This is a genomic window from Citrobacter sp. MGH106 (assembly GCF_001037495.1).
GTDB lineage: Bacteria > Pseudomonadota > Gammaproteobacteria > Enterobacterales > Enterobacteriaceae > Citrobacter > Citrobacter murliniae.
Window position 1 is genome coordinate 4034663 of record NZ_KQ089822.1, and the last position, 24346, is coordinate 4059008.

15 protein-coding genes, 2 tRNA genes and 3 rRNA genes are annotated in these 24346 nt (G+C 50.1%); 13 read left to right on the plus strand and 7 right to left on the minus strand.

Annotated elements, in window-relative coordinates; genetic code table 11:
* Positions 1–37: 37 nt before the first annotated feature.
* Positions 38–331 carry a co-chaperone GroES gene (locus SK36_RS18820; RefSeq protein WP_000027827.1) on the minus strand — a complete coding sequence of 98 codons (294 nt, stop codon included), beginning with the start codon at positions 329–331 and terminating at the stop codon, positions 38–40.
* 278 nt (positions 332–609) lie between these two features.
* Between SK36_RS18820 and yjeH the strand changes: the two genes are divergently transcribed.
* On the plus strand, positions 610–1857 hold the full coding sequence (gene yjeH, locus SK36_RS18825) for an L-methionine/branched-chain amino acid transporter (RefSeq protein ID WP_048222349.1): 1248 nt from the start codon (positions 610–612) through the stop codon (positions 1855–1857).
* A gap of 32 nt (positions 1858–1889) precedes the next feature.
* On the opposite strand, the gene SK36_RS18830 is transcribed toward yjeH, so the two are convergent.
* Complete coding sequence (locus tag SK36_RS18830) at positions 1890–2369, minus strand: FxsA family protein (RefSeq protein WP_045438843.1); 480 nt, start codon at positions 2367–2369, stop codon at positions 1890–1892.
* A gap of 337 nt (positions 2370–2706) precedes the next feature.
* On the opposite strand from SK36_RS18830, the gene aspA reads away from it, so the two are divergent.
* From aspA to SK36_RS18860, 6 genes are all read left to right on the plus strand, one after another.
* Positions 2707–4143, plus strand: coding sequence for an aspartate ammonia-lyase (aspA, locus tag SK36_RS18835; protein ID WP_040232935.1), 1437 nt, complete (start codon positions 2707–2709; stop codon positions 4141–4143).
* A gap of 115 nt (positions 4144–4258) precedes the next feature.
* Positions 4259–5560, plus strand: coding sequence for an anaerobic C4-dicarboxylate transporter (locus SK36_RS18840; protein ID WP_045438837.1), 1302 nt, complete (start codon positions 4259–4261; stop codon positions 5558–5560).
* Between the two features lie 128 nt (positions 5561–5688).
* Positions 5689–6036 (plus strand): divalent cation tolerance protein CutA, encoded by a 348-nt coding sequence (gene cutA, locus SK36_RS18845; protein ID WP_045438833.1) that lies wholly within the window; start codon positions 5689–5691, stop codon positions 6034–6036.
* Entirely contained in the window at positions 6012–7715 is a 1704-nt protein-coding gene (locus SK36_RS18850; protein ID WP_045438829.1) for a protein-disulfide reductase DsbD, read from the plus strand. The genes cutA and SK36_RS18850 overlap by 25 nt, the downstream gene beginning before the upstream one ends.
* A 35-nt stretch (positions 7716–7750) precedes the next feature.
* Positions 7751–8326, plus strand: coding sequence for a transcriptional regulator (locus SK36_RS18855; RefSeq protein WP_048222352.1), 576 nt, complete (start codon positions 7751–7753; stop codon positions 8324–8326).
* Positions 8327–8529: 203 nt separating this feature from the next.
* Positions 8530–8605 (plus strand) — tRNA-Phe (locus SK36_RS18860).
* A 397-nt stretch (positions 8606–9002) separates the two neighbouring features.
* Here the strand turns inward: SK36_RS18860 and rrf are convergent.
* The 4 genes from rrf to SK36_RS18880 all read right to left on the minus strand — a co-directional run bounded on the left by rrf (position 9003) and on the right by SK36_RS18880 (position 14036).
* Positions 9003–9118, minus strand: a 5S ribosomal RNA gene (gene rrf / locus SK36_RS18865).
* A 91-nt stretch (positions 9119–9209) separates the two neighbouring features.
* Positions 9210–12116, minus strand: a 23S ribosomal RNA gene (locus tag SK36_RS18870).
* 217 nt (positions 12117–12333) lie between these two features.
* Positions 12334–12409 (minus strand) — tRNA-Glu (locus SK36_RS18875).
* Positions 12410–12494: 85 nt separating this feature from the next.
* Positions 12495–14036 (minus strand): 16S ribosomal RNA (locus tag SK36_RS18880).
* Together the 16S, 23S and 5S rRNA genes with 1 tRNA gene alongside form the textbook arrangement of a ribosomal RNA operon.
* Before the next feature lie 617 nt (positions 14037–14653).
* Here SK36_RS18880 and SK36_RS18890 point away from each other — a divergent pair.
* The 5 genes from SK36_RS18890 to SK36_RS18910 all read left to right on the plus strand — a co-directional run bounded on the left by SK36_RS18890 (position 14654) and on the right by SK36_RS18910 (position 21628).
* Positions 14654–16285 (plus strand): sensor histidine kinase, encoded by a 1632-nt coding sequence (locus tag SK36_RS18890; protein ID WP_045438823.1) that lies wholly within the window; start codon positions 14654–14656, stop codon positions 16283–16285.
* Positions 16282–17001, plus strand: coding sequence for a two-component system response regulator DcuR (gene dcuR / locus SK36_RS18895; RefSeq protein ID WP_045438821.1), 720 nt, complete (start codon positions 16282–16284; stop codon positions 16999–17001). Before SK36_RS18890 ends, dcuR begins: the two co-directional genes overlap by 4 nt.
* 750 nt (positions 17002–17751) lie before the next feature.
* Positions 17752–19092, plus strand: a complete 1341-nt coding sequence (gene dcuB, locus SK36_RS18900; protein ID WP_045438818.1) for an anaerobic C4-dicarboxylate transporter DcuB — start codon at positions 17752–17754, stop codon at positions 19090–19092.
* 96 nt (positions 19093–19188) lie between these two features.
* A complete protein-coding gene (gene fumA, locus SK36_RS18905; protein ID WP_045438812.1) occupies positions 19189–20835 on the plus strand; it encodes a class I fumarate hydratase FumA in 1647 nt (548 codons plus the stop codon).
* Between the two features lie 160 nt (positions 20836–20995).
* Complete coding sequence (locus tag SK36_RS18910; RefSeq protein ID WP_048222358.1) at positions 20996–21628, plus strand: DUF2238 domain-containing protein; 633 nt, start codon at positions 20996–20998, stop codon at positions 21626–21628.
* A 54-nt stretch (positions 21629–21682) separates the two neighbouring features.
* Here SK36_RS18910 and melA read toward each other — a convergent pair whose 3' ends face one another.
* A complete protein-coding gene (gene melA / locus SK36_RS18915) occupies positions 21683–23038 on the minus strand; it encodes an alpha-galactosidase (RefSeq protein ID WP_156184452.1) in 1356 nt (451 codons plus the stop codon).
* A 268-nt stretch (positions 23039–23306) separates the two neighbouring features.
* On the opposite strand from melA, the gene melR reads away from it, so the two are divergent.
* Positions 23307–24239 (plus strand): transcriptional regulator MelR, encoded by a 933-nt coding sequence (gene melR / locus SK36_RS18920; protein WP_045438806.1) that lies wholly within the window; start codon positions 23307–23309, stop codon positions 24237–24239.
* Positions 24240–24346: the final 107 nt, after the last annotated feature.

Here is a 24346-nt window from a genome sequence, read left to right on the forward strand (position 1 = left end):
TTTCCCTTAAATTCGTATGTTCAGTGTCGTTCGCGGATTAAGCTTCAACAATCGCCAGAATGTCGCTTTCAGACATGATCAACACTTCTTCATTGTCGATCTTCTCAGATTTAACACCGTAGCCATCGTTGAAAATTACGATATCGCCGACTTTTACGTCCAGCGGCTGTACAGTACCGTTGTCCAGGATGCGACCCTTACCGACAGCGATGATTTCGCCACGAGTTGATTTACCCGCTGCAGAACCGGTCAGTACGATGCCGCCAGCAGATTTGGATTCAACTTCTTTACGTTTGACGATCACACGATCATGTAACGGACGAATACTCATTGATAGCTCTCCTTTGAGAAAGTCTTTATCAGTTATGGGTGACGCCGGCCCGTAAACGGTTTCCCGGCTAGTGCCCAGAGAGATGGGGATGAGAATTTGTGCCTTCAAGGGGGCAAGCGAAAAAAAATTTATATCAGGATAAAATCCCGTCAAAACACCGACGCACCTCACATTTCATAACGATTTCTGCCATCTCGTCATAAGCAAATCCGATTGTGATAACATCGAAAAACTGCGTAGTTGCCTGACTTTCAGGCATAACCGGACAATAACTAATTATGAGTGGACTGAAACAAGAACTGGGGCTGGCTCAGGGTATCGGCTTGTTATCGACATCATTACTCGGTACGGGCGTATTTGCCGTTCCCGCACTGGCCGCGTTAGTCGCTGGCAATAACAGCCTGTGGGCATGGCCAGTTCTCATCGTTTTAGTCTTTCCCATCGCCATTGTCTTTGCCGTACTCGGTCGCCATTTCCCCAGCGCGGGTGGTGTGGCGCATTTCGTCGGAATGGCTTTTGGCCCACGTCTGGAACGCGTCACCGGCTGGCTATTTTTATCGGTTATTCCCGTTGGCCTCCCTGCTGCACTCCATATTGCTGCCGGATTCGGTCAGGCGATGTTTGGCTGGCATGGTTGGCAACTGTTGCTGGCAGAACTCGGTACGTTGGTCCTGGTGTGGTACATCGGTTCACGCGGTGCCAGCTCCAGCGCTAACCTGCAAACGGTGATTGCCGGGCTGATTGTTGCTCTTATTGTCGCTATCTGGTGGGCTGGAGAGCTAAGGCCGGGCGAAATCCCCTTCCCTTCTGTCAGTAACATTGAACTTCCCGGATTGTTCGCGGCGCTGTCGGTAATGTTCTGGTGTTTTGTCGGCCTTGAAGCGTTTGCACACCTGGCGTCCGAATTCAAAAACCCCGAGAGAGATTTCCCACGCGCGCTGATGACTGGCCTGCTGCTGGCCGGTACCGTTTACTGGGCGTGTACGGTGGTAGTACTCCATTTCGGTGCTTACGGTGAGCAGATGGCTGCGGCGGCTTCACTGCCCGAAATTGTCGTGCAGCTGTTTGGCGTGCAAGCGCTGTGGGTAGCCTGTGTCATTGGTTATCTGGCCTGTTTTGCCAGCCTGAATATTTATATTCAGAGTTTCGCCAGACTGGTGTGGTCACAAGCACAATATAAACCGAACCACTATCTGGCTCGCCTGTCCCCTCGTCATCTTCCGCGCAATGCGCTGAACGCAGTGTTGGGCTGCTGCGTGGTCAGTACATTGTGCATTTATGTGCTGCAAATCAATCTCGACGCATTAATCGTCTACGCTAACGGCATCTTTATTATGATCTATCTACTGTGCATGCTGGCAGGATGTCGATTACTGAAAGGACACTATCGCGCTTTAGCGGTTATTGGTTGTCTGCTGTGCCTGCTGTTGCTGGCTATGGTCGGTTGGAAGAGTATGTATGCGTTGATTATGCTGGCAGCACTGTGGCTGTTTTTACCCAAGCGGAAGCAGGCTGAAGCCCGGTAAGCTTAGCGCTACCGGGCGATCATTTCAGAGGGTTAATCCCGACGATCATCGTCTTTATGGTCAAGACGGTTGCGATCGTCGTCTTTGCGTTGAAATTCCCCGTCAAACGTCTCACCACCGCCGGTTCCGGCGCCAAAACCGCCACCAGGCATACGAGAAAAACGCAGGTGCGGCAGGAGCTTCATGGTCAGATGCTTCTGTACTGGAGGTAATAAAAGAAGAAGACCAAGGAAGTCGGTGAAGAAGCCAGGAAGCACCAGCAGCAAGCCAGCAATAATCAGCGACACGCTTTTAATCATTTCTGCAGCGGGGCTTTCACCTGCCGCCATCTTTTGCTGCATCAGCAGAAAATTCTTGAACCCTTGGTTGCGTACCAGCGACATCCCGATGACCGAAGTGAAGATAACCAGGAGCAGGGTCATCAGAACGCCTAACACATGGGCGACCTGGATAAAGATAGAAATCTCAATGTAAACATAAAGAAAGATGGCAAGTAATGGTATCCAGCGCAAAGGACTCTCCTGTAAATAACAGCCGTTTTCGCAACGCCTGTCTGAATGGTTGTGCGACTCGCATTAGTCAGATGTTGAGGTCGTTAGCAAAATTTCAAGCTGTTTGTACACTTATATTTGGTATTAATCCTAAAGGGGTGATCTATTTCACATAATAATAAATAAGGGGTAAATTCCACACTTTAAGTGATCCAGATTACGGTAGAAATCCTGAAGCAGCATATGATCTCGGGTATCAGACCGATGCAGGGGATAATCGTCGGTCGAGAAACAATCGAAATCACATATATCCTGTGTGTTTAGTAAAATCATTGGCAGCTTGAAAAAGAAGGTTCACATGTTAAACAACATTCGTATCGAAGAAGATTTGTTGGGTACCAGGGAAGTTCCAGCGGACGCCTACTACGGTGTTCATACTCTGAGAGCGATTGAAAACTTCTACATTAGCAATAACAAAATCAGTGATATTCCTGAATTTGTTCGCGGTATGGTAATGGTTAAAAAGGCAGCGGCCCTGGCCAACAAAGAGCTGCAAACCATTCCTAAGAGTGTGGCAAATGCCATTATCGCAGCGTGTGATGAAGTCCTGAATAACGGAAAATGCATGGATCAGTTCCCGGTAGACGTTTACCAGGGCGGTGCGGGTACCTCCGTCAACATGAATACCAACGAAGTGCTGGCCAATATCGGTCTGGAACTGATGGGTCACCAGAAAGGTGAATATCAGTACCTGAACCCGAACGACCACGTGAACAAATGTCAGTCCACCAACGATGCTTATCCGACCGGTTTCCGTATCGCTGTTTACGCATCTATCATCAAACTGATTGATGCTCTGAACCAGTTGCGCGAAGGCTTCGAACAAAAAGCCGTTGAATTCCAGGACATCCTGAAAATGGGCCGTACCCAGTTGCAGGATGCTGTACCGATGACCCTCGGTCAGGAATTCCGTGCTTTCAGCGTACTGCTGAAAGAAGAAGTGAAAAACATTGGTCGTACCGCAGAGCTGCTGCTGGAAGTTAACCTCGGCGCAACAGCAATCGGTACTGGTCTGAACACACCGAAAGAGTACTCTCCGCTGGCAGTGCAAAAACTGGCTGAAGTTACTGGTTTTGCCTGCGTTCCGGCTGAAGACCTGATTGAAGCAACCTCCGACTGCGGCGCATACGTTATGGTGCATAGTGCACTGAAACGTCTGGCTGTGAAGATGTCCAAAATCTGTAACGACCTGCGTTTGCTCTCCTCTGGCCCACGTGCTGGTCTGAACGAGATCAACCTGCCGGAATTGCAGGCTGGCTCTTCCATCATGCCGGCAAAAGTGAACCCGGTTGTTCCGGAAGTCGTAAACCAGGTATGCTTTAAAGTCATCGGTAACGATGTCACCGTCACCATGGCGTCTGAAGCAGGTCAGCTGCAGCTGAACGTAATGGAACCGGTAATCGGCCAGGCAATGTTCGAATCTATCCATATTCTGAGCAACGCTTGCTACAACCTGCTGGAAAAATGCGTTAGCGGCATCACCGCTAACAAAGAAGTGTGTGAAGCATTCGTATACAACTCCATCGGTATCGTCACCTACCTCAACCCGTTCATCGGTCACCACAACGGCGACATCGTCGGTAAAATTTGTGCCGAAACAGGTAAGAGCGTACGTGAAGTTGTCCTGGAGCGCGGCCTGTTGACCGAAGCAGAACTGGACGATATCTTCTCTGCACAAAACCTGATGCACCCTGCTTATAAAGCAAAACGTTATACTGATGAAAGCGAACAGTAATCGTGTAGGGTAGTACCAGAGAAGGCACGTCATGATGACGTGCCTTTTTTCTTACTCGAAGTTACTTAAAAACAACAATTTAATATCAACTTGTTAAACAACAAGGAAGGCTAATATGATAGTTTTAGAACTTATCATCGTTTTGCTGGCAATCTTTTTGGGTGCCAGACTTGGGGGTATCGGTATTGGATTCGCAGGTGGGCTGGGTGTTCTGGTTCTCGCCGCTATCGGCGTAAAACCGGGTACAATTCCGTTCGACGTTATTTCCATTATCATGGCGGTTATCGCAGCCATTTCAGCCATGCAGATTGCCGGTGGTCTGGACTATCTGGTTCATCAGACTGAAAAACTGCTGCGCAAAAACCCGAAATACATCACGATCCTTGCTCCTATCGTGACCTATTTCCTGACTATCTTTGCTGGTACAGGCAACATCTCTCTGGCAACGCTGCCGGTTATCGCTGAAGTGGCGAAGGAACAAGGGATCAAACCTTGCCGTCCTCTGTCTACTGCGGTGGTTTCTGCACAGATTGCGATTACCGCATCACCTATCTCCGCAGCCGTGGTTTATATGTCTTCCGTAATGGAAGGTCATGGAATCAGCTACATCCACCTGCTGTCTGTGGTCATTCCATCCACCCTGCTGGCGGTTCTGGTGATGTCTTTCCTGATCACCGCACTGTTCAACTCCAAACTGTCTGACGACCCGGTTTACCGTAAACGTCTGGAAGAAGGTTTGGTCGAACTGCGCGGCGAAAGACAAGTTGAAATCAAAGCAGGTGCGAAGACCTCCGTATGGTTGTTCCTGCTGGGTGTAGTTTGTGTAGTCGTTTATGCCATCGTCAACAGCCCAAGCCTCGGCCTGGTCGCTAAACCGCTGATGAACACCACTAACGCAATTCTGATCATCATGCTGAGCGTCGCGACGCTGACCACGATTATCTGCCGCGTTGAAACTGACGCCATCCTGAACTCCAGTACCTTCAAAGCCGGTATGAGCGCCTGTATTTGTATCCTGGGTGTGGCATGGCTGGGTGATACCTTCGTATCTCACAACATCGACTGGATCAAAGATACTGCAGGTAGCGTGATTCAGGGTCATCCGTGGCTGCTGGCCGTCATCTTCTTCTTTGCTTCTGCACTGCTGTACTCTCAGGCAGCAACGGCTAAAGCACTGATGCCGATGGCTCTGGCACTGAACGTTTCTCCGCTGACGGCTGTAGCATCTTTCGCCGCCGTTTCTGGCCTGTTCATTCTGCCAACTTACCCAACGCTGGTTGCTGCGGTTCAGATGGATGACACCGGTACAACCCGCATCGGTAAATTCGTCTTTAACCATCCGTTCTTCATCCCAGGTACTCTGGGTGTGGTTCTGGCGGTTTGCTTCGGCTTCTTGCTGGGCAGCTTCATGCTTTAAGTTTTACCTGCAGGGCGTGCAAGCGCCCTGCAGTTCTTTCCCCTCACCTCGCTTTAACTAACATCCTTCCCTCGTCCGTTGTATAGTGACCCTTCTCTTGCTGGTTACTCTGTTCTTTCGAGGTGTTTATGCTTGATGTAAAGAGTCAGGATATCCCCATCCCCGATACCGTTGTGGTGCTCTGCACCGCCCCGGACGAAGCAACAGCCCAGGATCTGGCCGCTAAAGTGCTGGCTGAAAAACTGGCCGCCTGCGTAACACTTCTGCCTGGCGCGACCTCCCTCTATTATTGGGAAGGCAAGCTTGAGCAGGAATATGAAGTCCAGATGATTTTAAAAACCGCAGTAACGCATCAGCAAGCCCTTCTCGATTGCCTGAAGTCTCATCACCCGTACCAAACCCCTGAGCTTCTGGTTTTACCCGTCACTCATGGAGACTTTGATTACCGCTCATGGCTCAACGCATCCTTACGCTGATCCTGCTGCTGTGCAGCACATCCACCTTTGCCGGATTATTCGACTCGCCTGGCCGCTCGCAGTTCGTCCCTGCCGATCGGGCATTTGTTTTTGATTTCCAGCAAAACCAACACGACCTGAACCTCTCCTGGCAGGTCAAGGACGGCTACTATCTCTATCGTAAACAGGTAAGCATTACGCCATCTCAGGCCAGTATTGCCGAAGTAAAACTACCGCCAGGTATTTGGCATGAAGATGAGTTTTACGGCAAGAGTGAAATTTACCGCCAGCAGTTGAACATTCCGGTTACGGTAAATCAGGCCACATCTGGCGCTACAATCACGGTCACTTATCAGGGTTGTGCCGACGCCGGATTTTGCTATCCGCCGGAGACCAAAACCATACCGTTAAGCGAAGTTGTCGCTCTTACAGATACAACACCAGTCACGGTATTGCCGGAAGAAAAATCACAGCCAGAGCCAGAGACCGAGCTTCCCTTTTCCGCCCTGTGGGCATTGTTGATCGGAATTGGCATCGCCTTTACGCCTTGCGTACTACCGATGTATCCGCTGATATCCGGCATAGTACTGGGTGGGAAGCAACGCTTATCAACCGGGAGAGCGCTGCTGCTGACCTTCATCTACGTGCAGGGAATGGCGCTCACCTACACCGCGCTGGGTCTGGTCGTTGCAGCGGCAGGCCTACAGTTCCAGGCTGCACTACAGCATCCTTATGTACTGATTGGCCTTGCCGTCATCTTTACGCTGCTGGCTCTGTCGATGTTTGGTCTGTTCACGCTGCAGCTACCTTCTTCACTGCAAACGCGGCTCACGCTGATGAGCAATCGCCAGCAAGGCGGCTCTCCCGGAAGCGTGCTTGCGATGGGAGCGATTGCAGGGCTGATCTGTTCTCCTTGCACCACCGCACCACTGAGCGCAATTTTGCTTTACATCGCCCAGAGCGGAAACATGTGGCTGGGAGGCGGCACGTTGTACCTGTATGCACTGGGGATGGGGTTACCCCTGATGCTAATTACCGTATTTGGTAACCGACTTCTGCCCAAAAGCGGCCCATGGATGGAACATGTTAAAACAGCCTTTGGGTTTGTCATCCTTGCGCTCCCCATATTTTTGCTTGAACGCATTACCGGCGACGAGTGGGGAATACGCTTATGGTCACTGCTGGGCGTCGCATTCTTTGGCTGGGCATTTATCACCAGTCTACAGGCGAAGCGTACGTGGATGCGTATCGTCCAAATTATTCTGTTAGCTGGCGCTCTGGTGAGCGTGCGTCCGTTACAGGACTGGACGTTTGGTGCTCCACATGCGCAAACTCAGACACATTTGAACTTCACTAAAGTAGCATCGGTGGAAGAATTAAATCAGGCTCTGGAGCAAGCTAAAGGTCGCCCGGTCATGTTGGATCTGTACGCAGACTGGTGCGTTGCCTGTAAAGAATTTGAGAAGTACACCTTCAGTAATCCGCAGGTTCAACAAGCCTTAGGCGATACGGTACTGTTGCAAGCAGATGTCACAGCAAACAGTGCGCAGGATATCGCTCTGCTAAAACATCTACAGGTATTAGGATTGCCAACGATCTTGTTTTTTGATGCGCAGGGTAAAGAACATCCGGACGCCCGCGTTACCGGCTTTATGGATGCCGCAACCTTCAGTGCGCATTTGCACAATCACCAACCGTGAGCAACACTTGCAAAAGGAAAACGGAGGAGAATACCGTGCAACGTGAAGATGTCCTGGGAGAAGCCCTGAAATTACTTGAGGTTCAAGGTATAGCCAATACCACACTGGAAATGGTGGCTGAACACATTGATTATCCCCTTGATGAGCTACAGCGTTTTTGGCCCGATAAAGAAGCCATTTTGTATGACGCGCTACGTTACCTCAGTCAACGAGTGGATATCTGGCGACGTCAGCTTCTGCTGGATGATACCCTGAGTGCTGAGCAGAAACTCCTGGCACGCTACAACGCCCTTGCCGAATGCGTGAGCAACAATCGCTATCCAGGCTGCCTGTTCATTGCTGCCTGTACGTTTTACCCCGACCCAGAGCATCCTATCCATCAGTTAGCTGGACAGCAAAAAAAAGCGGCACATGACTTTACCCACGAACTGCTGACTATGCTGGAAGTTGACGACCCGGCGATGGTTGCCAGGCAGATGGAGCTGGTGCTGGAAGGGTGTCTCAGCCGCATGCTGGTCAATCGTAGCCATGCGGACGTGGAAACGGCACACCGCCTGGCTGAAGATATCCTGCGCTTCGCCCAATGCCGCCAGGGTGGTGCGCTGACTTAAGCGTGCATTCCTGTCTACGATGAAATAAACGGGTATTGCGCATTGGGAAAAAAGTGCAGACACGGTTTAAATCGCATCAGACCGGTGGATTTGTGCAAACTTCAGGCAAAAACGCACAGATTGCCGTAATATTAAGCGGTTGAACAGCTTTTCCTGAAATTTGATTGACTGGCAGACGTGAATACGGTTTAATGCGCCCCGTTGCCCGGATAGCTCAGTCGGTAGAGCAGGGGATTGAAAATCCCCGTGTCCTTGGTTCGATTCCGAGTCCGGGCACCACTATTTAAAGAACCCAGCCTATGGCTGGGTTTTTGCTTTTCAGCATATCCCTGATATTTATCCGTCATGCTTCCCCCTTCAACCAGCGCAACTAACGCGCAAATTTTGCCGATACAGTTACCCTACGACATGATAAGCAGCTGTAGAGATCTATAAAAACAAGTGTAACTGTCCCTGCACAGCAATACGGGTACATACATGACGGATATCAGAAAGATATGTGTATTTACGCGCACTGATATCTGTCTGTAGGGTAGTACGGTAGAGGAAAAAGAGACGGTTTTATCGATCCCGGCGGGATAAAGAGGGGCAAAACAGTGCCGGACGGCAGTATTTCCTGCAGTCCGCAGACGCAAAAAAGCCCATCCGGCAGGATGGGCTTCTTCACTGGTTTGATGCCTGGCAGTTCCCTACTCTCGCATGGGGAGACCCCACACTACCATCGGCGCTACGGCGTTTCACTTCTGAGTTCGGCATGGGGTCAGGTGGGACCACCGCGCTACAGCCGCCAGGCAAATTCTGTTTATCAACACGCTTTCGCATGTCAATTTAATCTGTATCAAGCTGAAATTTCGTCTCTTCGCCAAAACAGCTTCGGCGTTGTAAGGTTAAGCCTCACGGTTCATTAGTATCGGTTAGCTCAATGTATCGCTACACTTACACACCCGACCTATCAACGTCGTCGTCTTCAACGTTCCTTCAGGAGACTTATAGTCTCAGGGAGAACTCATCTCGGGGCAAGTTTCGTGCTTAGATGCTTTCAGCACTTATCTCTTCCGCATTTAGCTACCGGGCAATGCCATTGGCATGACAACCCGAACACCAGTGATGCGTCCACTCCGGTCCTCTCGTACTAGGAGCAGCCCCCCTCAATTCTCCAGCGCCCACGGCAGATAGGGACCGAACTGTCTCACGACGTTCTAAACCCAGCTCGCGTACCACTTTAAATGGCGAACAGCCATACCCTTGGGACCTACTTCAGCCCCAGGATGTGATGAGCCGACATCGAGGTGCCAAACACCGCCGTCGATATGAACTCTTGGGCGGTATCAGCCTGTTATCCCCGGAGTACCTTTTATCCGTTGAGCGATGGCCCTTCCATTCAGAACCACCGGATCACTAAGACCTGCTTTCGCACCTGCTCGAGCCGTCACTCTCGCAGTCAAGCTAGCTTATGCCTTTGCACTAACCTCCTGATGTCCGACCAGGATTAGCTAACCTTCGTGCTCCTCCGTTACTCTTTAGGAGGAGACCGCCCCAGTCAAACTACCCACCAGACACTGTCCGCAACCCGGATCACGGGTCTACGTTAGAACACCAGCCATTAAAGGGTGGTATTTCAAGGTTGGCTCCATGCAGACTGGCGTCCACACTTCAAAGCCTCCCACCTATCCTACACATCAAGGACCAGTGTTCAGTGTCAAGCTATAGTAAAGGTTCACGGGGTCTTTCCGTCTTGCCGCGGGTACACTGCATCTTCACAGCGAGTTCAATTTCACTGAGTCTCGGGTGGAGACAGCCTGGCCATCATTACGCCATTCGTGCAGGTCGGAACTTACCCGACAAGGAATTTCGCTACCTTAGGACCGTTATAGTTACGGCCGCCGTTTACCGGGGCTTCGATCAAGAGCTTCTCCTTACGGATAACCCCATCAATTAACCTTCCGGCACCGGGCAGGCGTCACACCGTATACGTCCACTTTCGTGTTTGCACAGTGCTGTGTTTTTAATAAACAGTTGCAGCCAGCTGGTATCTTCGACTGATTTCAGCTCCATGAGTAAATCACTTCACCTACATATCAGCGTGCCTTCTCCCGAAGTTACGGCACCATTTTGCCTAGTTCCTTCACCCGAGTTCTCTCAAGCGCCTTGGTATTCTCTACCTGACCACCTGTGTCGGTTTGGGGTACGATTTTGTGTTACCTGATGCTTAGAGGCTTTTCCTGGAAGCAGGGCATTTGTTACTTCAGCACCGTAGTGCCTCGTCATCACACCTCAGCGTTAATAAGGTACCGGATTTACCTGGAACCTCCGCCTACATGCTTAAACCGGGACAACCGTCGCCCGGCTAACATAGCCTTCTCCGTCCCCCCTTCGCAGTAACACCAAGTACAGGAATATTAACCTGTTTCCCATCGACTACGCCTTTCGGCCTCGCCTTAGGGGTCGACTCACCCTGCCCCGATTAACGTTGGACAGGAACCCTTGGTCTTCCGGCGTGCGGGTTTTTCACCCGCATTATCGTTACTTATGTCAGCATTCGCACTTCTGATACCTCCAGCACCCCTCACAGGACACCTTCAACGGCTTACAGAACGCTCCCCTACCCAACAACACATAGTGTCGCTGCCGCAGCTTCGGTGCATGGTTTAGCCCCGTTACATCTTCCGCGCAGGCCGACTCGACCAGTGAGCTATTACGCTTTCTTTAAATGATGGCTGCTTCTAAGCCAACATCCTGGCTGTCTGTGCCTTCCCACATCGTTTCCCACTTAACCATGACTTTGGGACCTTAGCTGGCGGTCTGGGTTGTTTCCCTCTTCACGACGGACGTTAGCACCCGCCGTGTGTCTCCCGTGATAACATTCTTCGGTATTCGCAGTTTGCATCGGGTTGGTAAGTCGGGATGACCCCCTAGCCGAAACAGTGCTCTACCCCCGAAGATGAGTTCACGAGGCGCTACCTAAATAGCTTTCGGGGAGAACCAGCTATCTCCCGGTTTGATTGGCCTTTCACCCCCAGCCACAAGTCATCCGCTAATTTTTCAACATTAGTCGGTTCGGTCCTCCAGTTAGTGTTACCCAACCTTCAACCTGCCCATGGCTAGATCACCGGGTTTCGGGTCTATACCCTGCAACTTAACGCCCAGTTAAGACTCGGTTTCCCTTCGGCTCCCCTATTCGGTTAACCTTGCTACAGAATATAAGTCGCTGACCCATTATACAAAAGGTACGCAGTCACCCCATAAAGAGGCTCCCACTGCTTGTACGTACACGGTTTCAGGTTCTTTTTCACTCCCCTCGCCGGGGTTCTTTTCGCCTTTCCCTCACGGTACTGGTTCACTATCGGTCAGTCAGGAGTATTTAGCCTTGGAGGATGGTCCCCCCATATTCAGACAGGATACCACGTGTCCCGCCCTACTCTTCGAGTTCACAACATGTGTGATTTTGTGTACGGGACTATCACCCTGTACCGTCGGACTTTCCAGACCGTTCCACTACCACACATGCTGATTCAGACTCTGGGCTGCTCCCCGTTCGCTCGCCGCTACTGGGGGAATCTCGGTTGATTTCTTTTCCTCGGGGTACTTAGATGTTTCAGTTCCCCCGGTTCGCTTCATTACGCTATGTATTCACGTAATGATAGTGTGACGAATCACACTGGGTTTCCCCATTCGGAAATCGCCGGCTATAACGGTTCATATCACCTTACCGACGCTTATCGCAGATTAGCACGTCCTTCATCGCCTCTGACTGCCAGGGCATCCACCGTGTACGCTTAGTCGCTTAACCTCACAACCCGAAGATGTTTCGTAAAACACCATCGTGTTGCGAAAATTTGAGAGACTCGAACACACCATTTATCTGCTCTTATTACGGAGAACAGACACAGTGTGTCGTTTCAATTTTCAGCTTGATCCAGATTTTTAAAGAGCAAATATCTCAAACGTCACCCGAAGATGAGTTTTGAGATATAACGGCCGGTGACTTTCACTCACGAACCAGCAAGTGGCGTCCCCTAGGGGATTCGAACCCCTGTTACCGCCGTGAAAGGGCGGTGTCCTGGGCCTCTAGACGAAGGGGACGTATAAGTCTCAATCGCAAGACGCCTTGCTATTTACTTTTCATCAGACAATCTGTGTGGACACTACAAGGAACGGTTCTTTAAGGTAAGGAGGTGATCCAACCGCAGGTTCCCCTACGGTTACCTTGTTACGACTTCACCCCAGTCATGAATCACAAAGTGGTAAGCGCCCTCCCGAAGGTTAAGCTACCTACTTCTTTTGCAACCCACTCCCATGGTGTGACGGGCGGTGTGTACAAGGCCCGGGAACGTATTCACCGTGGCATTCTGATCCACGATTACTAGCGATTCCGACTTCATGGAGTCGAGTTGCAGACTCCAATCCGGACTACGACATACTTTATGAGGTCCGCTTGCTCTCGCGAGGTCGCTTCTCTTTGTATATGCCATTGTAGCACGTGTGTAGCCCTACTCGTAAGGGCCATGATGACTTGACGTCATCCCCACCTTCCTCCAGTTTATCACTGGCAGTCTCCTTTGAGTTCCCGGCCGGACCGCTGGCAACAAAGGATAAGGGTTGCGCTCGTTGCGGGACTTAACCCAACATTTCACAACACGAGCTGACGACAGCCATGCAGCACCTGTCTCAGAGTTCCCGAAGGCACCAAAGCATCTCTGCTAAGTTCTCTGGATGTCAAGAGTAGGTAAGGTTCTTCGCGTTGCATCGAATTAAACCACATGCTCCACCGCTTGTGCGGGCCCCCGTCAATTCATTTGAGTTTTAACCTTGCGGCCGTACTCCCCAGGCGGTCGACTTAACGCGTTAGCTCCGGAAGCCACGCCTCAAGGGCACAACCTCCAAGTCGACATCGTTTACGGCGTGGACTACCAGGGTATCTAATCCTGTTTGCTCCCCACGCTTTCGCACCTGAGCGTCAGTCTTTGTCCAGGGGGCCGCCTTCGCCACCGGTATTCCTCCAGATCTCTACGCATTTCACCGCTACACCTGGAATTCTACCCCCCTCTACAAGACTCTAGCCTGCCAGTTTCGGATGCAGTTCCCAGGTTGAGCCCGGGGATTTCACATCCGACTTGACAGACCGCCTGCGTGCGCTTTACGCCCAGTAATTCCGATTAACGCTTGCACCCTCCGTATTACCGCGGCTGCTGGCACGGAGTTAGCCGGTGCTTCTTCTGCGAGTAACGTCAATTGCTGAGGTTATTAACCTCAACACCTTCCTCCTCGCTGAAAGTACTTTACAACCCGAAGGCCTTCTTCATACACGCGGCATGGCTGCATCAGGCTTGCGCCCATTGTGCAATATTCCCCACTGCTGCCTCCCGTAGGAGTCTGGACCGTGTCTCAGTTCCAGTGTGGCTGGTCATCCTCTCAGACCAGCTAGGGATCGTCGCCTAGGTGAGCCGTTACCCCACCTACTAGCTAATCCCATCTGGGCACATCCGATGGCAAGAGGCCCGAAGGTCCCCCTCTTTGGTCTTGCGACGTTATGCGGTATTAGCTACCGTTTCCAGTAGTTATCCCCCTCCATCGGGCAGTTTCCCAGACATTACTCACCCGTCCGCCACTCGTCACCCAAGGAGCAAGCTCCTCTGTGCTACCGTTCGACTTGCATGTGTTAGGCCTGCCGCCAGCGTTCAATCTGAGCCATGATCAAACTCTTCAATTTAAGTTTGATGCTCGTGAATTAAACTTCGTAATGAATTACGTGTTCACTCAGAGACTTGGTATTCATTTTTCGTCTTGCGACGTTAAGAATCCGTATCATTGAGTGCCCACACAGATTGTCTGATAAATTGTTAAAGAGCAGTTGCGACGCGCTTTAGCGCTCTATCGCGAGGTGGCGTATATTACGCTTTCCTCTTTCAGAGTCAACCTCTTATTTTCAGGTTTTCTCTTCAACCGGACCGGCTGTTTGTGTGAAGTGATTCACATCCGCCGTGTCGATGGAGGCGCATTATAGGGAGTTCTCCGGCGCCCGCAACCCTTAAATGTCAGAAAAATGACTGACTGCTGCATTCCACAGCAAAACCCTGCCTTATACCTGTTTACACACAGAGTTATCCACAAAGATGCTGGTATTTCCTGTTCTCTCCCCAGGAAGAAAGACCAAATCTGACGTAAATAACCCTCAACGTCAGCCATATCGTTCAGATTTATGCATCTCCGTTTCTACTACTCTATATAAGCAGTGCTGGCTTCAGCCCTCATAATCCCGGTTCCATCTTTGAATTACGTACTTCATAAAGCGATAATACCCATACAAACAGTGATTCCTGGACCACGATGAGACACACTCTGCAACGCTACGCTATACGTAAACGCCCAATGAAACTCGGTACAACCGTGATTCTCATGGTCAGTGCCGTACTCTTTTCCGTGCTGCTTGTCGTTCATCTGATTTACTTCTCACAAATCAGCAATATGACGCGTGATGCGTTAGCAAGCAAAGCGCTGGCTGTCGCGCGAACACTGGCAGACTCTCCAGAGATCCGCCGCGGTCTGGCAAAAAAGCCCAAAGAGAGTGGTATTCAGGAAATTGCCCTGGCGGTAAATAAGAGCAACGATTTCTTGTTCATCGTTGTCACTAATATGCAAAGCATCCGTTATTCGCACCCTGAAGCGCAGCGAATCGGTCAACCGTTTAAAGGTGACGACATTTTACTGGCGCTACAAGGGAAAGAGAACGTCGCCATTAATCGCGGCTTTCTGGCTAAAGCACTACGCGTCTTTACTCCTATCTATGATGAAAATCACCGGCAGATTGGCGTCGTGTCGATCGGCCTGGAGCTAAGCAGGGTCACCGAACAGATCAATGACAGTCGCGGTAGCATCATTTGGTCCATCTTATTTGGTGTTCTGGTTGGGTTGTTGGGCACATGGGTGTTGGTTAAGGTCCTTAAGCGCATTCTGTTTGGCCTGGAGCCTTATGAAATATCCAACCTGTTCGAACAACGCCAGGCAATGTTGCACTCTATAAAGGAAGGCGTTATTGCCGTTGACGAAAGTGGTGAAGTGACACTGATAAACCAGGCAGCGCAGGAGCTTCTTGATTACCGTAAATCACAAGACGATGAGCAGCTCTCAACGCTCAGCCATGCGTGGTCGCAAGTGGTCGATCTTTCAGAAGTATTACGTGATGGGACGCCACGCCGTGATGAGGAGATCACGGTAAAAGATCGGCTACTCTTAATCAACACCGTACCGGTACTCAGTAACGGTAAGATCATCGGGGCCATTTCAACGTTCAGAGATAAGACGGAAGTCCGTAAGCTCATGCAACGTCTGGATGGTATGGTCAACTATGCCGATGCACTTCGTGAACGATCCCACGAATTCATGAATAAGTTGCACGTGATTCTGGGCTTATTGCACCTGAAAAGTTATAAGCAGTTGGAGAATTATATCATTAAGACTGCGAACAATTATCAGGAAGAGATCGGCTCACTGTTAGGCAAAATAAAATCCCCGGTGATCGCGGGTTTTTTACTCAGTAAGATTAATCGCACATCAGATTTAGGCCATTCCCTGGTTATTAGTAATGAAAGCCAATTGCCGGAAAACAGTAATGAAGATCAGGTGGCTGTACTGATTACCGTTCTGGGGAATTTGATTGAAAACGCTCTGGAGGCGCTAGGTCAAGAACCGGGTGGGGAGATCAGCGTATCCTTACACTATCGACACGGCTGGTTGCATTGTGAAGTGAATGACGATGGCCCGGGGATCGCCCCCGAGCATATTGATCACATCTTTGAGAAGGGCGTTTCGTCAAAAGGAACCGAACGGGGAGTAGGTTTAGCGCTTGTTAAACAGCAGATTGAAAGCGTTGGCGGCAATATTTCCGTCGAGTCTGAACCAGGGATCTTCACCCAATTTTTTGTACAGTTACCGTGGAATGGTGAGAGGGCCAGCAGATGATCAATGTCTTAATTGTCGATGACGATGCAATGGTAGCGGAATTAAACCGTCGATATGTGGCGCAACTCTCCGGTTTTCATTGCTGTGGGACCGCCTCTACGCTGGAGAAAGCCAAAGAGATAATTTTTCAAGGCGAGCACCACATTGATCTGATTTTACTTGATATTTATATGCAGAAAGAAAACGGTCTGGACCTGTTGCCCGTTCTGCATAGTGAAGGCTGCAAGTGTGATGTCATTGTCATCTCCTCCGCCGCCGATGCCACAACCATCAAAGACTCACTCCACTACGGTGTGGTTGACTATCTGATCAAACCGTTTCAGGCATCCCGTTTTGAAGAAGCGCTTACCAGTTGGCTGCACAAGAAGACGGAGATGGAAAAACACCAGTACTATGAACAGTCAGAGCTTGACCAACTGATCCATGGCAACTCTTCCAGCGAACAGGAAACGCGGCGCTTGCCCAAAGGGTTAACCCCCCAGACGTTACGTACGCTATGCCAGTGGATTGATGAGCACCAGGATCAAGAGTTTTCTACGGATGAACTGGCAAACGAGGTCAATATCTCCCGCGTCTCTTGTCGTAAATACCTCATCTGGTTAGTCAATTGTCACATCTTATTTACCAGCATCCATTATGGCGTTACTGGCAGACCAGTTTATCGTTATCGTGTTCAAGCCGAGCATTACTCATTGCTTAAACAATATTGCCAATAAAACACATATCTGGGATTATTCGTTATATAAAAGTAACAATTATTAAGATAATGAAAAATCCCTTTTTTGTTTGCTGACGCAGTAAAATAGTGATTTGCGTTAGATCAAATATATTTGTATATGATATGTTAATGCATTATTTTAATATTGACAAACGTCACACTGTTTTTAATTTCAAAATCGCTAACAAAAGTTAATTAAGTATTATCTAACTCACAGAGTGTGTATTTTTACCCATAAAGGATTAGTCTGAAATTAACCAGACATAAAAATCTAGCTGGTAGCAATGGAGAACATGCTACGTACTATGGACACCGTACATTTTTGTGAGCAAATAAAAGTATCCGCGAGCCAACCTCATTACATCATGAACTGGCGTGAGCGTGATCACACAAATAATCCTCTCACCCATTGTGCCGGTGGTTCACGTAATAGCGGAAAACATAAAGCTGATGATAAGCGCCTGGATAACCAGGACAAAATACAGACTGTACAGCGTCAGCCACTGCTCTTCATAACAAGCCCTGCTTCCCATCGCCTGAGGATTCTCTCCTCTGAACAAAGCCACAGAAAGAAAGTTTAATATTTCTAATAATCATAAAGAAACATTTTAACCAGACATTTGAACATTAATCGCAAATACGGACATACCGAATATTGACCATTTTCTGATGCTTATTCCAGCACAAAAGAATGTGGTGCAGATCCATTTTTTAAAAATTGACTGGTTTTTTCGCGAGGGTAAATAAAATGTTATTTAGTATACAACTTCTCATAATATTAATATGTTTGTTTTATGGCGCCAGAAAGGGCGGTATCGCGTTGGGTTTGTTAGGCGGTATCGGTCTGGTCATCCTGGTTTTTGTTTTCCATCTCCAGCCAGGTAAACCACCTGTAGACGTTATGCTGGTTATTATTGCCGTAGTGGCCGCGTCTGCAACCTTGCAAGCCTCCGGCGGTCTTGACGTTATGCTGCAAATTGCTGAAAAGCTGCTGCGCCGTAACCCAAAATACGTTTCCATCCTGGCACCGTTTGTTACCTGCACCCTGACCATTCTTTGTGGTACAGGCCATGTGGTATACACCATTCTGCCAATCATTTATGACGTAGCCATTAAGAACAATATTCGCCCGGAACGTCCGATGGCAGCGAGTTCTATTGGCGCACAAATGGGGATTATCGCCAGCCCGGTTTCCGTAGCCGTTGTGTCACTGGTCGCAATGCTGGGCAACGTGACGTTTGAAGGCAAGCATCTTGAGTTCCTCGACCTGCTCGGCATCACTATTCCGTCTACCCTGTTGGGTATCCTGGCTATCGGTATCTTCAGCTGGTTCCGTGGTAAAGATCTGGATAAAGATGAAGAGTTCCAGAAGTTTATCTCTGTACCGGAAAACCACCATTATGTGTATGGCGACACCGCGACTCTGTTAGACAAAAAGCTGCCGAAGAGCAACTGGCTGGCAATGTGGATCTTCCTGGCCGCTATCGCCGTTGTTGCCGTGCTCGGCGCAGTATCTGAACTGCGTCCTTCTTTTGGCGGCAAACCGCTGTCGATGGTTCTGGTTATTCAGATGTTCATGCTGCTGACTGGCGCACTGATTATCATTCTGACGAAAACCAATCCCGCATCTATCTCAAAAAATGAAGTCTTCCGTTCAGGTATGATCGCGATTGTAGCGGTGTACGGTATTGCCTGGATGGCGGAAACCATGTTCGGCGCGCATATGTCTGAAATTCAGGGCGTACTGGGCGACATGGTGAAAGAGTATCCATGGGCCTATGCGGTTGTTCTGTTATTGGTCTCTAAGTTTGTAAACTCCCAGGCTGCAGCGCTGGCGGCTATTGTTCCGGTTGCGCTGGCAATCGGGGTAGATCCAGCGTACATCGTTGCCTCTGCTCCGGCATGCTACGGTTACTACATTCTGCCGACCTACCCGAGCGATCTGGCGGCCATTCAGTTTGACCGTTCCGGCACTACCCACATTGGCCGCTTCGTTATCAACCACAGCTTCATTCTGCCTGGTTTGATCGGCGTAAGCGTATCCTGTGTCTTTGGCTGGGTATTCGCCGCAATGTACGGTTTCCTGTAACCACACTTCGCGTGCCGTCCAGTTTTGTACGGCACGCCACCTTTAAGATACAGAGAATTTTTAAATTCCTGATAAAAATGAAAAGGCTGGAAGCAAATGTCAAAAGTTGAATTCACTTACCAGGCGCCTTTCCCGCTGGGGGAAGACAAAACTGAGTACTACCTGCTGACATCCGATCACGTCAGCGTCGGCGAGTTTGAAGGCGAATCAATCCTGAAAGTAGCACCTGAAGCACTTACGCTACTGGCTCAGCAAGCCTTCCACGATGCCTCCTTCATGCTCCGCCCCGAACACCAACAGCAAGTCGCCTCCATTCTCCATGACCCAGAAGCCAGCGAAAATGATAAGTACGTTGCGCTGCAATTCCTGAGAAACTCCGAAATTGCCGCCAAAGGCGTATTGCCAACCTGCCAGGATACCGGCACGGCAATTATCATGGGCAAAAAAGGCCAACGCGTCTGGACTGGCGGCGGTGACGAAGCTGCACTCTCCAAAGGCGTATTTAATACCTATATTGAAGATAACCTGCGCTATTCACAAAACGCGGCGCTGGATATGTACAAAGAGGTGAATACCGGCACCAACCTGCCTGCACAAATTGATTTGTACAGCGTGGACGGTGACGAATACAAATTCCTCTGTGTCGCCAAAGGCGGCGGCTCTGCCAACAAAACCTATCTGTATCAGGAAACCAAAGCGCTGCTGACTCCCGGGAAGCTGAAGAATTTCCTGGTAGAGAAGATGCGCACACTCGGAACTGCCGCTTGCCCGCCGTACCACATCGCATTTGTAATTGGCGGTACTTCAGCGGAAAGCACGCTCAAAACAGTAAAACTGGCCAGCACGCACTATTACGACGCGCTGCCGACTGAAGGTAATGCCCATGGTCAGGCATTCCGCGATATTCAACTGGAACAGGAACTGCTGGAAGAAGCCCAGAAACTTGGCCTCGGTGCACAGTTTGGCGGAAAATATTTCGCTCATGATATCCGCGTAATCCGCCTGCCTCGCCACGGGGCATCCTGCCCTGTAGGTATGGGGGTCTCCTGCTCCGCTGACCGTAACATCAAGGCTAAGATTAACCGCGAAGGCATCTGGATTGAAAAGCTGGAACATAACCCAGCCCAGTACATTCCAGAATCACTGCGTCAGGCGGGCGAAGGCGAAGTGGTTAAGGTCAACCTTAACCGTCCGATGAAAGAGATCCTCGCCCAGCTTTCTCAATACCCGGTTTCTACCCGCCTGTCTCTGAGCGGCACCATCATTGTGGGTCGTGACATCGCCCACGCTAAGCTGAAAGAACGTATTGATTCCGGTGAAGGTCTGCCACAGTACGTGAAAGATCACCCAATCTACTACGCAGGGCCGGCAAAAACGCCAGCGGGTTATCCATCAGGCTCCTTAGGCCCAACTACTGCAGGTCGTATGGACTCTTATGTCGATCTGCTGCAGTCCCACGGCGGTAGCATGATCATGCTGGCGAAAGGTAACCGTAGTCAGCAAGTGACAGACGCCTGCCACAAACACGGTGGTTTTTACTTAGGTAGCATCGGCGGTCCGGCAGCGGTGTTGGCGCAGCAGAGCATCAAGCATCTGGAATGCGTGGAGTACCCTGAGCTGGGGATGGAAGCCATCTGGAAAATCGAAGTCGAAGATTTCCCGGCCTTCATCCTGGTTGATGACAAAGGTAACGATTTCTTCCAGCAAATCGTGAGCAAACAATGCGCTAACTGCGCGAAATAAGCCATTCGGCCCGGCACTGGACTGCTCCCAATAGTTGGATACTCAACCATTGGGGTCAGTCCGGTGATCCCCCCGGGCCAACTTTTCCCCTTAATTACTGGCATTGAAATTTTATCGTTCCCGGTAAATAGTAGGCTTTTCCACTCGTTGAAAAGTCACCATGAACCGCACACTCAACACATCGCAGCTCAACGCTGGCGCATTGCTGCTGGCGCTTATCCTTATCTACACCGGTTTTAGTGCCACAGAAAAAATCACCTGGTTGATGGAAGTTACGCCGGTCATTATTGTCGTGCCGCTGTTACTTGCCACGGTAAAGCGCTATCCATTAACACCACTGCTCTACACGCTGATTTTCTTTCACGCCATCATTCTGATGGTGGGCGGCATGTATACCTACGCCAAAGTTCCCATCGGTTTTGAAGTTCAGGAGTGGCTGAATCTGAGCCGCAACCCTTACGACAAACTGGGGCACTTCTTCCAGGGACTGGTCCCTGCACTGACGGCGAGAGAAATTTTAGTGCGCGGCAATATTGTCCATGGGCGTAAGATGCTGGCATTTTTAGTCTGCTGCGTGGCCCTGGCGATTAGCGCTACCTATGAACTGATTGAATGGTGGGCAGCGCTGGCGATGGGTCAGGGTGCTGATGACTTCCTTGGCACACAGGGAGATCCGTGGGACACCCAGTCGGATATGTTCTGCGCCCTGCTCGGAGCATTGACTACAGTAATTTTTCTGGCGCGTATTCATTGTCGACAGCTGCGGCGTTATGCATTAATTGCCACCAACTGATTGCCGGATGTTGCTCACGCTAATCCGGCCTGTGCATGACTGATGTAAATGACCTTATCGATGTAACCAGCCCGGTAACCAGTCACCGTGTGCTGCGATCAGGTCATCCACCAGCGCATAAATTTCCTCAATCCCCAATACCGCAGCGGTGTGCGGATCCATCATTGCCGCGTGATAAACACGATCGCGATTTTCCGTCAGGATGGCTTCCGTCAGCAGTGTCTGCACATTGATATTGGTTTGCATCATTGCCGCCAAATGCGACGGGAGGGTACCAACTTTTGTCGGCTGAATGCCGTTAGCATCGACCAGACAAGCCACTTCAACACAGCAACCTGAAGGCAGATTATCGATCAGGTTGTCATTACGAACGTTGCCATAAATTACGCTCGGTTCACCAGTCCAGAGAGCGTTCATGATAGTGCTGGCATATTCTCGCGACGCTTTAATATCAATACGCGCAGCCGTTTTGTACTCTTCCAGCTCTTGATGCCAGTTAGCCAGTTGTTCCACGCAACGTTTCGGGTATTCATCCAACGGAACCCTGTAGCGCTCAATTAGATCCTCGCGTCCCGGTTTGATAAACCACGGTGTATATTCGGCAAAGTGTTCAGACGACTCGGTGACGAAATACCCTAATTTTTTGAACATTTCATAACGCACAATGTTCTGACAACGCGTATTACCGTGAATATTCGGTTTCGGAGCCTGCCCTGCTTCATAGGCTGCCAGCAGTTCCGGGTAAAGATCCACATAGCTGCCATCGGCAGTTTTGCGTTCCAGCTCCAGATAAAACGCCATATGGTTGATCCCGGCGCTGCGATAGCGCAAAGAGGCTGGGTCGATATTCACATCGCGGGCCAGCTCCTCCGCCGTTCCCTGTACTGAATGGCACAACCCCACCTGCTTAATATGCGGATAACGGGCATACATTGCCCAGGTGTTCATCGCCATGGGGTTGACGTAATTAAGCAGAGTGGCATGCGGGCAGACTTCGGTCATGTCTTCACAAATCTGCCATAAATGTGGAATGGTGCGCAGCGCACGCATAATGCCGCCGGGCCCTAACGTGTCAGCAATAGTTTGCTCGAGCCCGTGACGCTTACAAACCGCAAAATCGGTGACGGTACACGGCTCATAACCACCAATCTGGAACGCGACAACCACAAAATCGGCATCCTGCAATGCCGGTTTTTGTTCAGTATGGCAAGTGATGTGACCGGAAGCGCCAGCTGAATCCATCAGCTTACGCACCACAATATGCGACTCTTCAAGGCGGGTCGCATCGATATCCATTAAGGCAATATGCGCCGATTTCAGCGCCTCACGATGAAAGACATCCCCGAGAATATTTTTTACAAAGATCGTGGAACCGGCGCCGATAAAGGTAATTTTAGGTGCAGACATCATCACTCTCCAGAACGTTGTTGAATATCGTCATGGTGGCACGGGGTTTCCATGAAAACTTCCGGCTTCTGTAATGAGCACTCCCAAAAACTCAGATCCCCCTTCCGTCAACGAACAATCTGAGTTTATGGGATAAAATTGACCAAAAAGCAGAGTATGCGACCCAAAAATCTGACTATCTACACTCGCAGTGGAGCGATTTGCGCCTCAATTCTCAGTCTTATCCATCGGCAAATGGCATGATTCTGATAATTCAGGAAATGGAGCAACCATGAATACGCTGCCAACGCCACACCTCCCCCTTGATCCGCACATGTGCAATAGTGATGAACCGCAGACTCGTAGCCCGCTAACGCTGTACTCTGAATATCAACGTATGGATATCGAACTGCGCCCGCCGCAAGCCATGACCACCAGCCACTGGCATGGCCAGGTGGAGGTCAACGTCCCGTTCGATGGTGATGTTGAGTATCTGATCAATAACGAAGTGGTGCAGATAAAACAGGGCCATATCACGCTATTCTGGGCCTGTACACCGCATCAGTTGACGCGTATCGGCACCTGCCAGAACATGGCGATATTCAATTTACCTATGCACCTGTTTCTCTCCTGGCCACTGGACCGCGAGCTGATCAATCACGTCACCCACGGCATGGTGATAAAATCACTGGCCACACAGCAGTTGAGCACTTTTGAAGTTCAGCGCTGGCAGCAGGAACTGAGCAGCCCGAACGAACAAATCCGCCAGCTTGCCATCGATGAAATTGGCCTGATGCTTAAGCGGTTTAACCTTTCTGGCTGGCAGCCAATCCTGGTCAATAAAACCTCGCGCACACACAAAAACAGCGTATCCCGGCACGCCCAGTTTTACGTAAGCCAGATGCTGAGCTTTATCGCTGACAACTACGATCAAGCACTCACCATCAACGATGTTGCGGAACACGTAAAACTCAATGCCAATTATGCGATGGGGATTTTCCAGCGCGTAATGCAACTCACCATGAAGCAATACATTACCGCAATGCGTATCAACCACGTCCGCGCACTACTTAGCGATACCGATAAAACAATTCTGGATGTCGCACTCACCGCTGGATTTCGCTCCAGCAGCCGCTTTTACGACACCTTCAACAAGTTCGTTGGTATGTCGCCACAGCAATACCGCAAGCTGAGCCAACAACGGCGGCAATCCTCAACGACCTGAGCACCTGGCAATATCACTATCAGCCAAAAAAATAATTCCCCTGTCGATAAACAGGGGACAGAAACGGCTCAATCCTTTATCTAATAAATTGTTTATAAAGGATAAAA

Bases quoted from the DNA above. Each gene is read 5' to 3' on its own strand.
- melR (WP_045438806.1), top strand. From the start codon at position 23,307: ATGAATACGCTGCCAACGCCACACCTCCCCCTTGATCCGCACATGTGC.
- SK36_RS18820 (WP_000027827.1), bottom strand. From the start codon at position 331: ATGAGTATTCGTCCGTTACATGATCGTGTGATCGTCAAACGTAAAGAA.
- cutA (WP_045438833.1), top strand. From the start codon at position 5,689: ATGCTTGATGTAAAGAGTCAGGATATCCCCATCCCCGATACCGTTGTG.
- dcuR (WP_045438821.1), top strand. From the start codon at position 16,282: ATGATCAATGTCTTAATTGTCGATGACGATGCAATGGTAGCGGAATTA.
- SK36_RS18850 (WP_045438829.1), top strand. From the start codon at position 6,012: ATGGCTCAACGCATCCTTACGCTGATCCTGCTGCTGTGCAGCACATCC.
- SK36_RS18910 (WP_048222358.1), top strand. From the start codon at position 20,996: ATGAACCGCACACTCAACACATCGCAGCTCAACGCTGGCGCATTGCTG.
- dcuB (WP_045438818.1), top strand. From the start codon at position 17,752: ATGTTATTTAGTATACAACTTCTCATAATATTAATATGTTTGTTTTAT.
- yjeH (WP_048222349.1), top strand. From the start codon at position 610: ATGAGTGGACTGAAACAAGAACTGGGGCTGGCTCAGGGTATCGGCTTG.
- fumA (WP_045438812.1), top strand. From the start codon at position 19,189: ATGTCAAAAGTTGAATTCACTTACCAGGCGCCTTTCCCGCTGGGGGAA.
- SK36_RS18890 (WP_045438823.1), top strand. From the start codon at position 14,654: ATGAGACACACTCTGCAACGCTACGCTATACGTAAACGCCCAATGAAA.
- aspA (WP_040232935.1), top strand. From the start codon at position 2,707: ATGTTAAACAACATTCGTATCGAAGAAGATTTGTTGGGTACCAGGGAA.
- SK36_RS18840 (WP_045438837.1), top strand. From the start codon at position 4,259: ATGATAGTTTTAGAACTTATCATCGTTTTGCTGGCAATCTTTTTGGGT.
- melA (WP_156184452.1), bottom strand. From the start codon at position 23,038: ATGATGTCTGCACCTAAAATTACCTTTATCGGCGCCGGTTCCACGATC.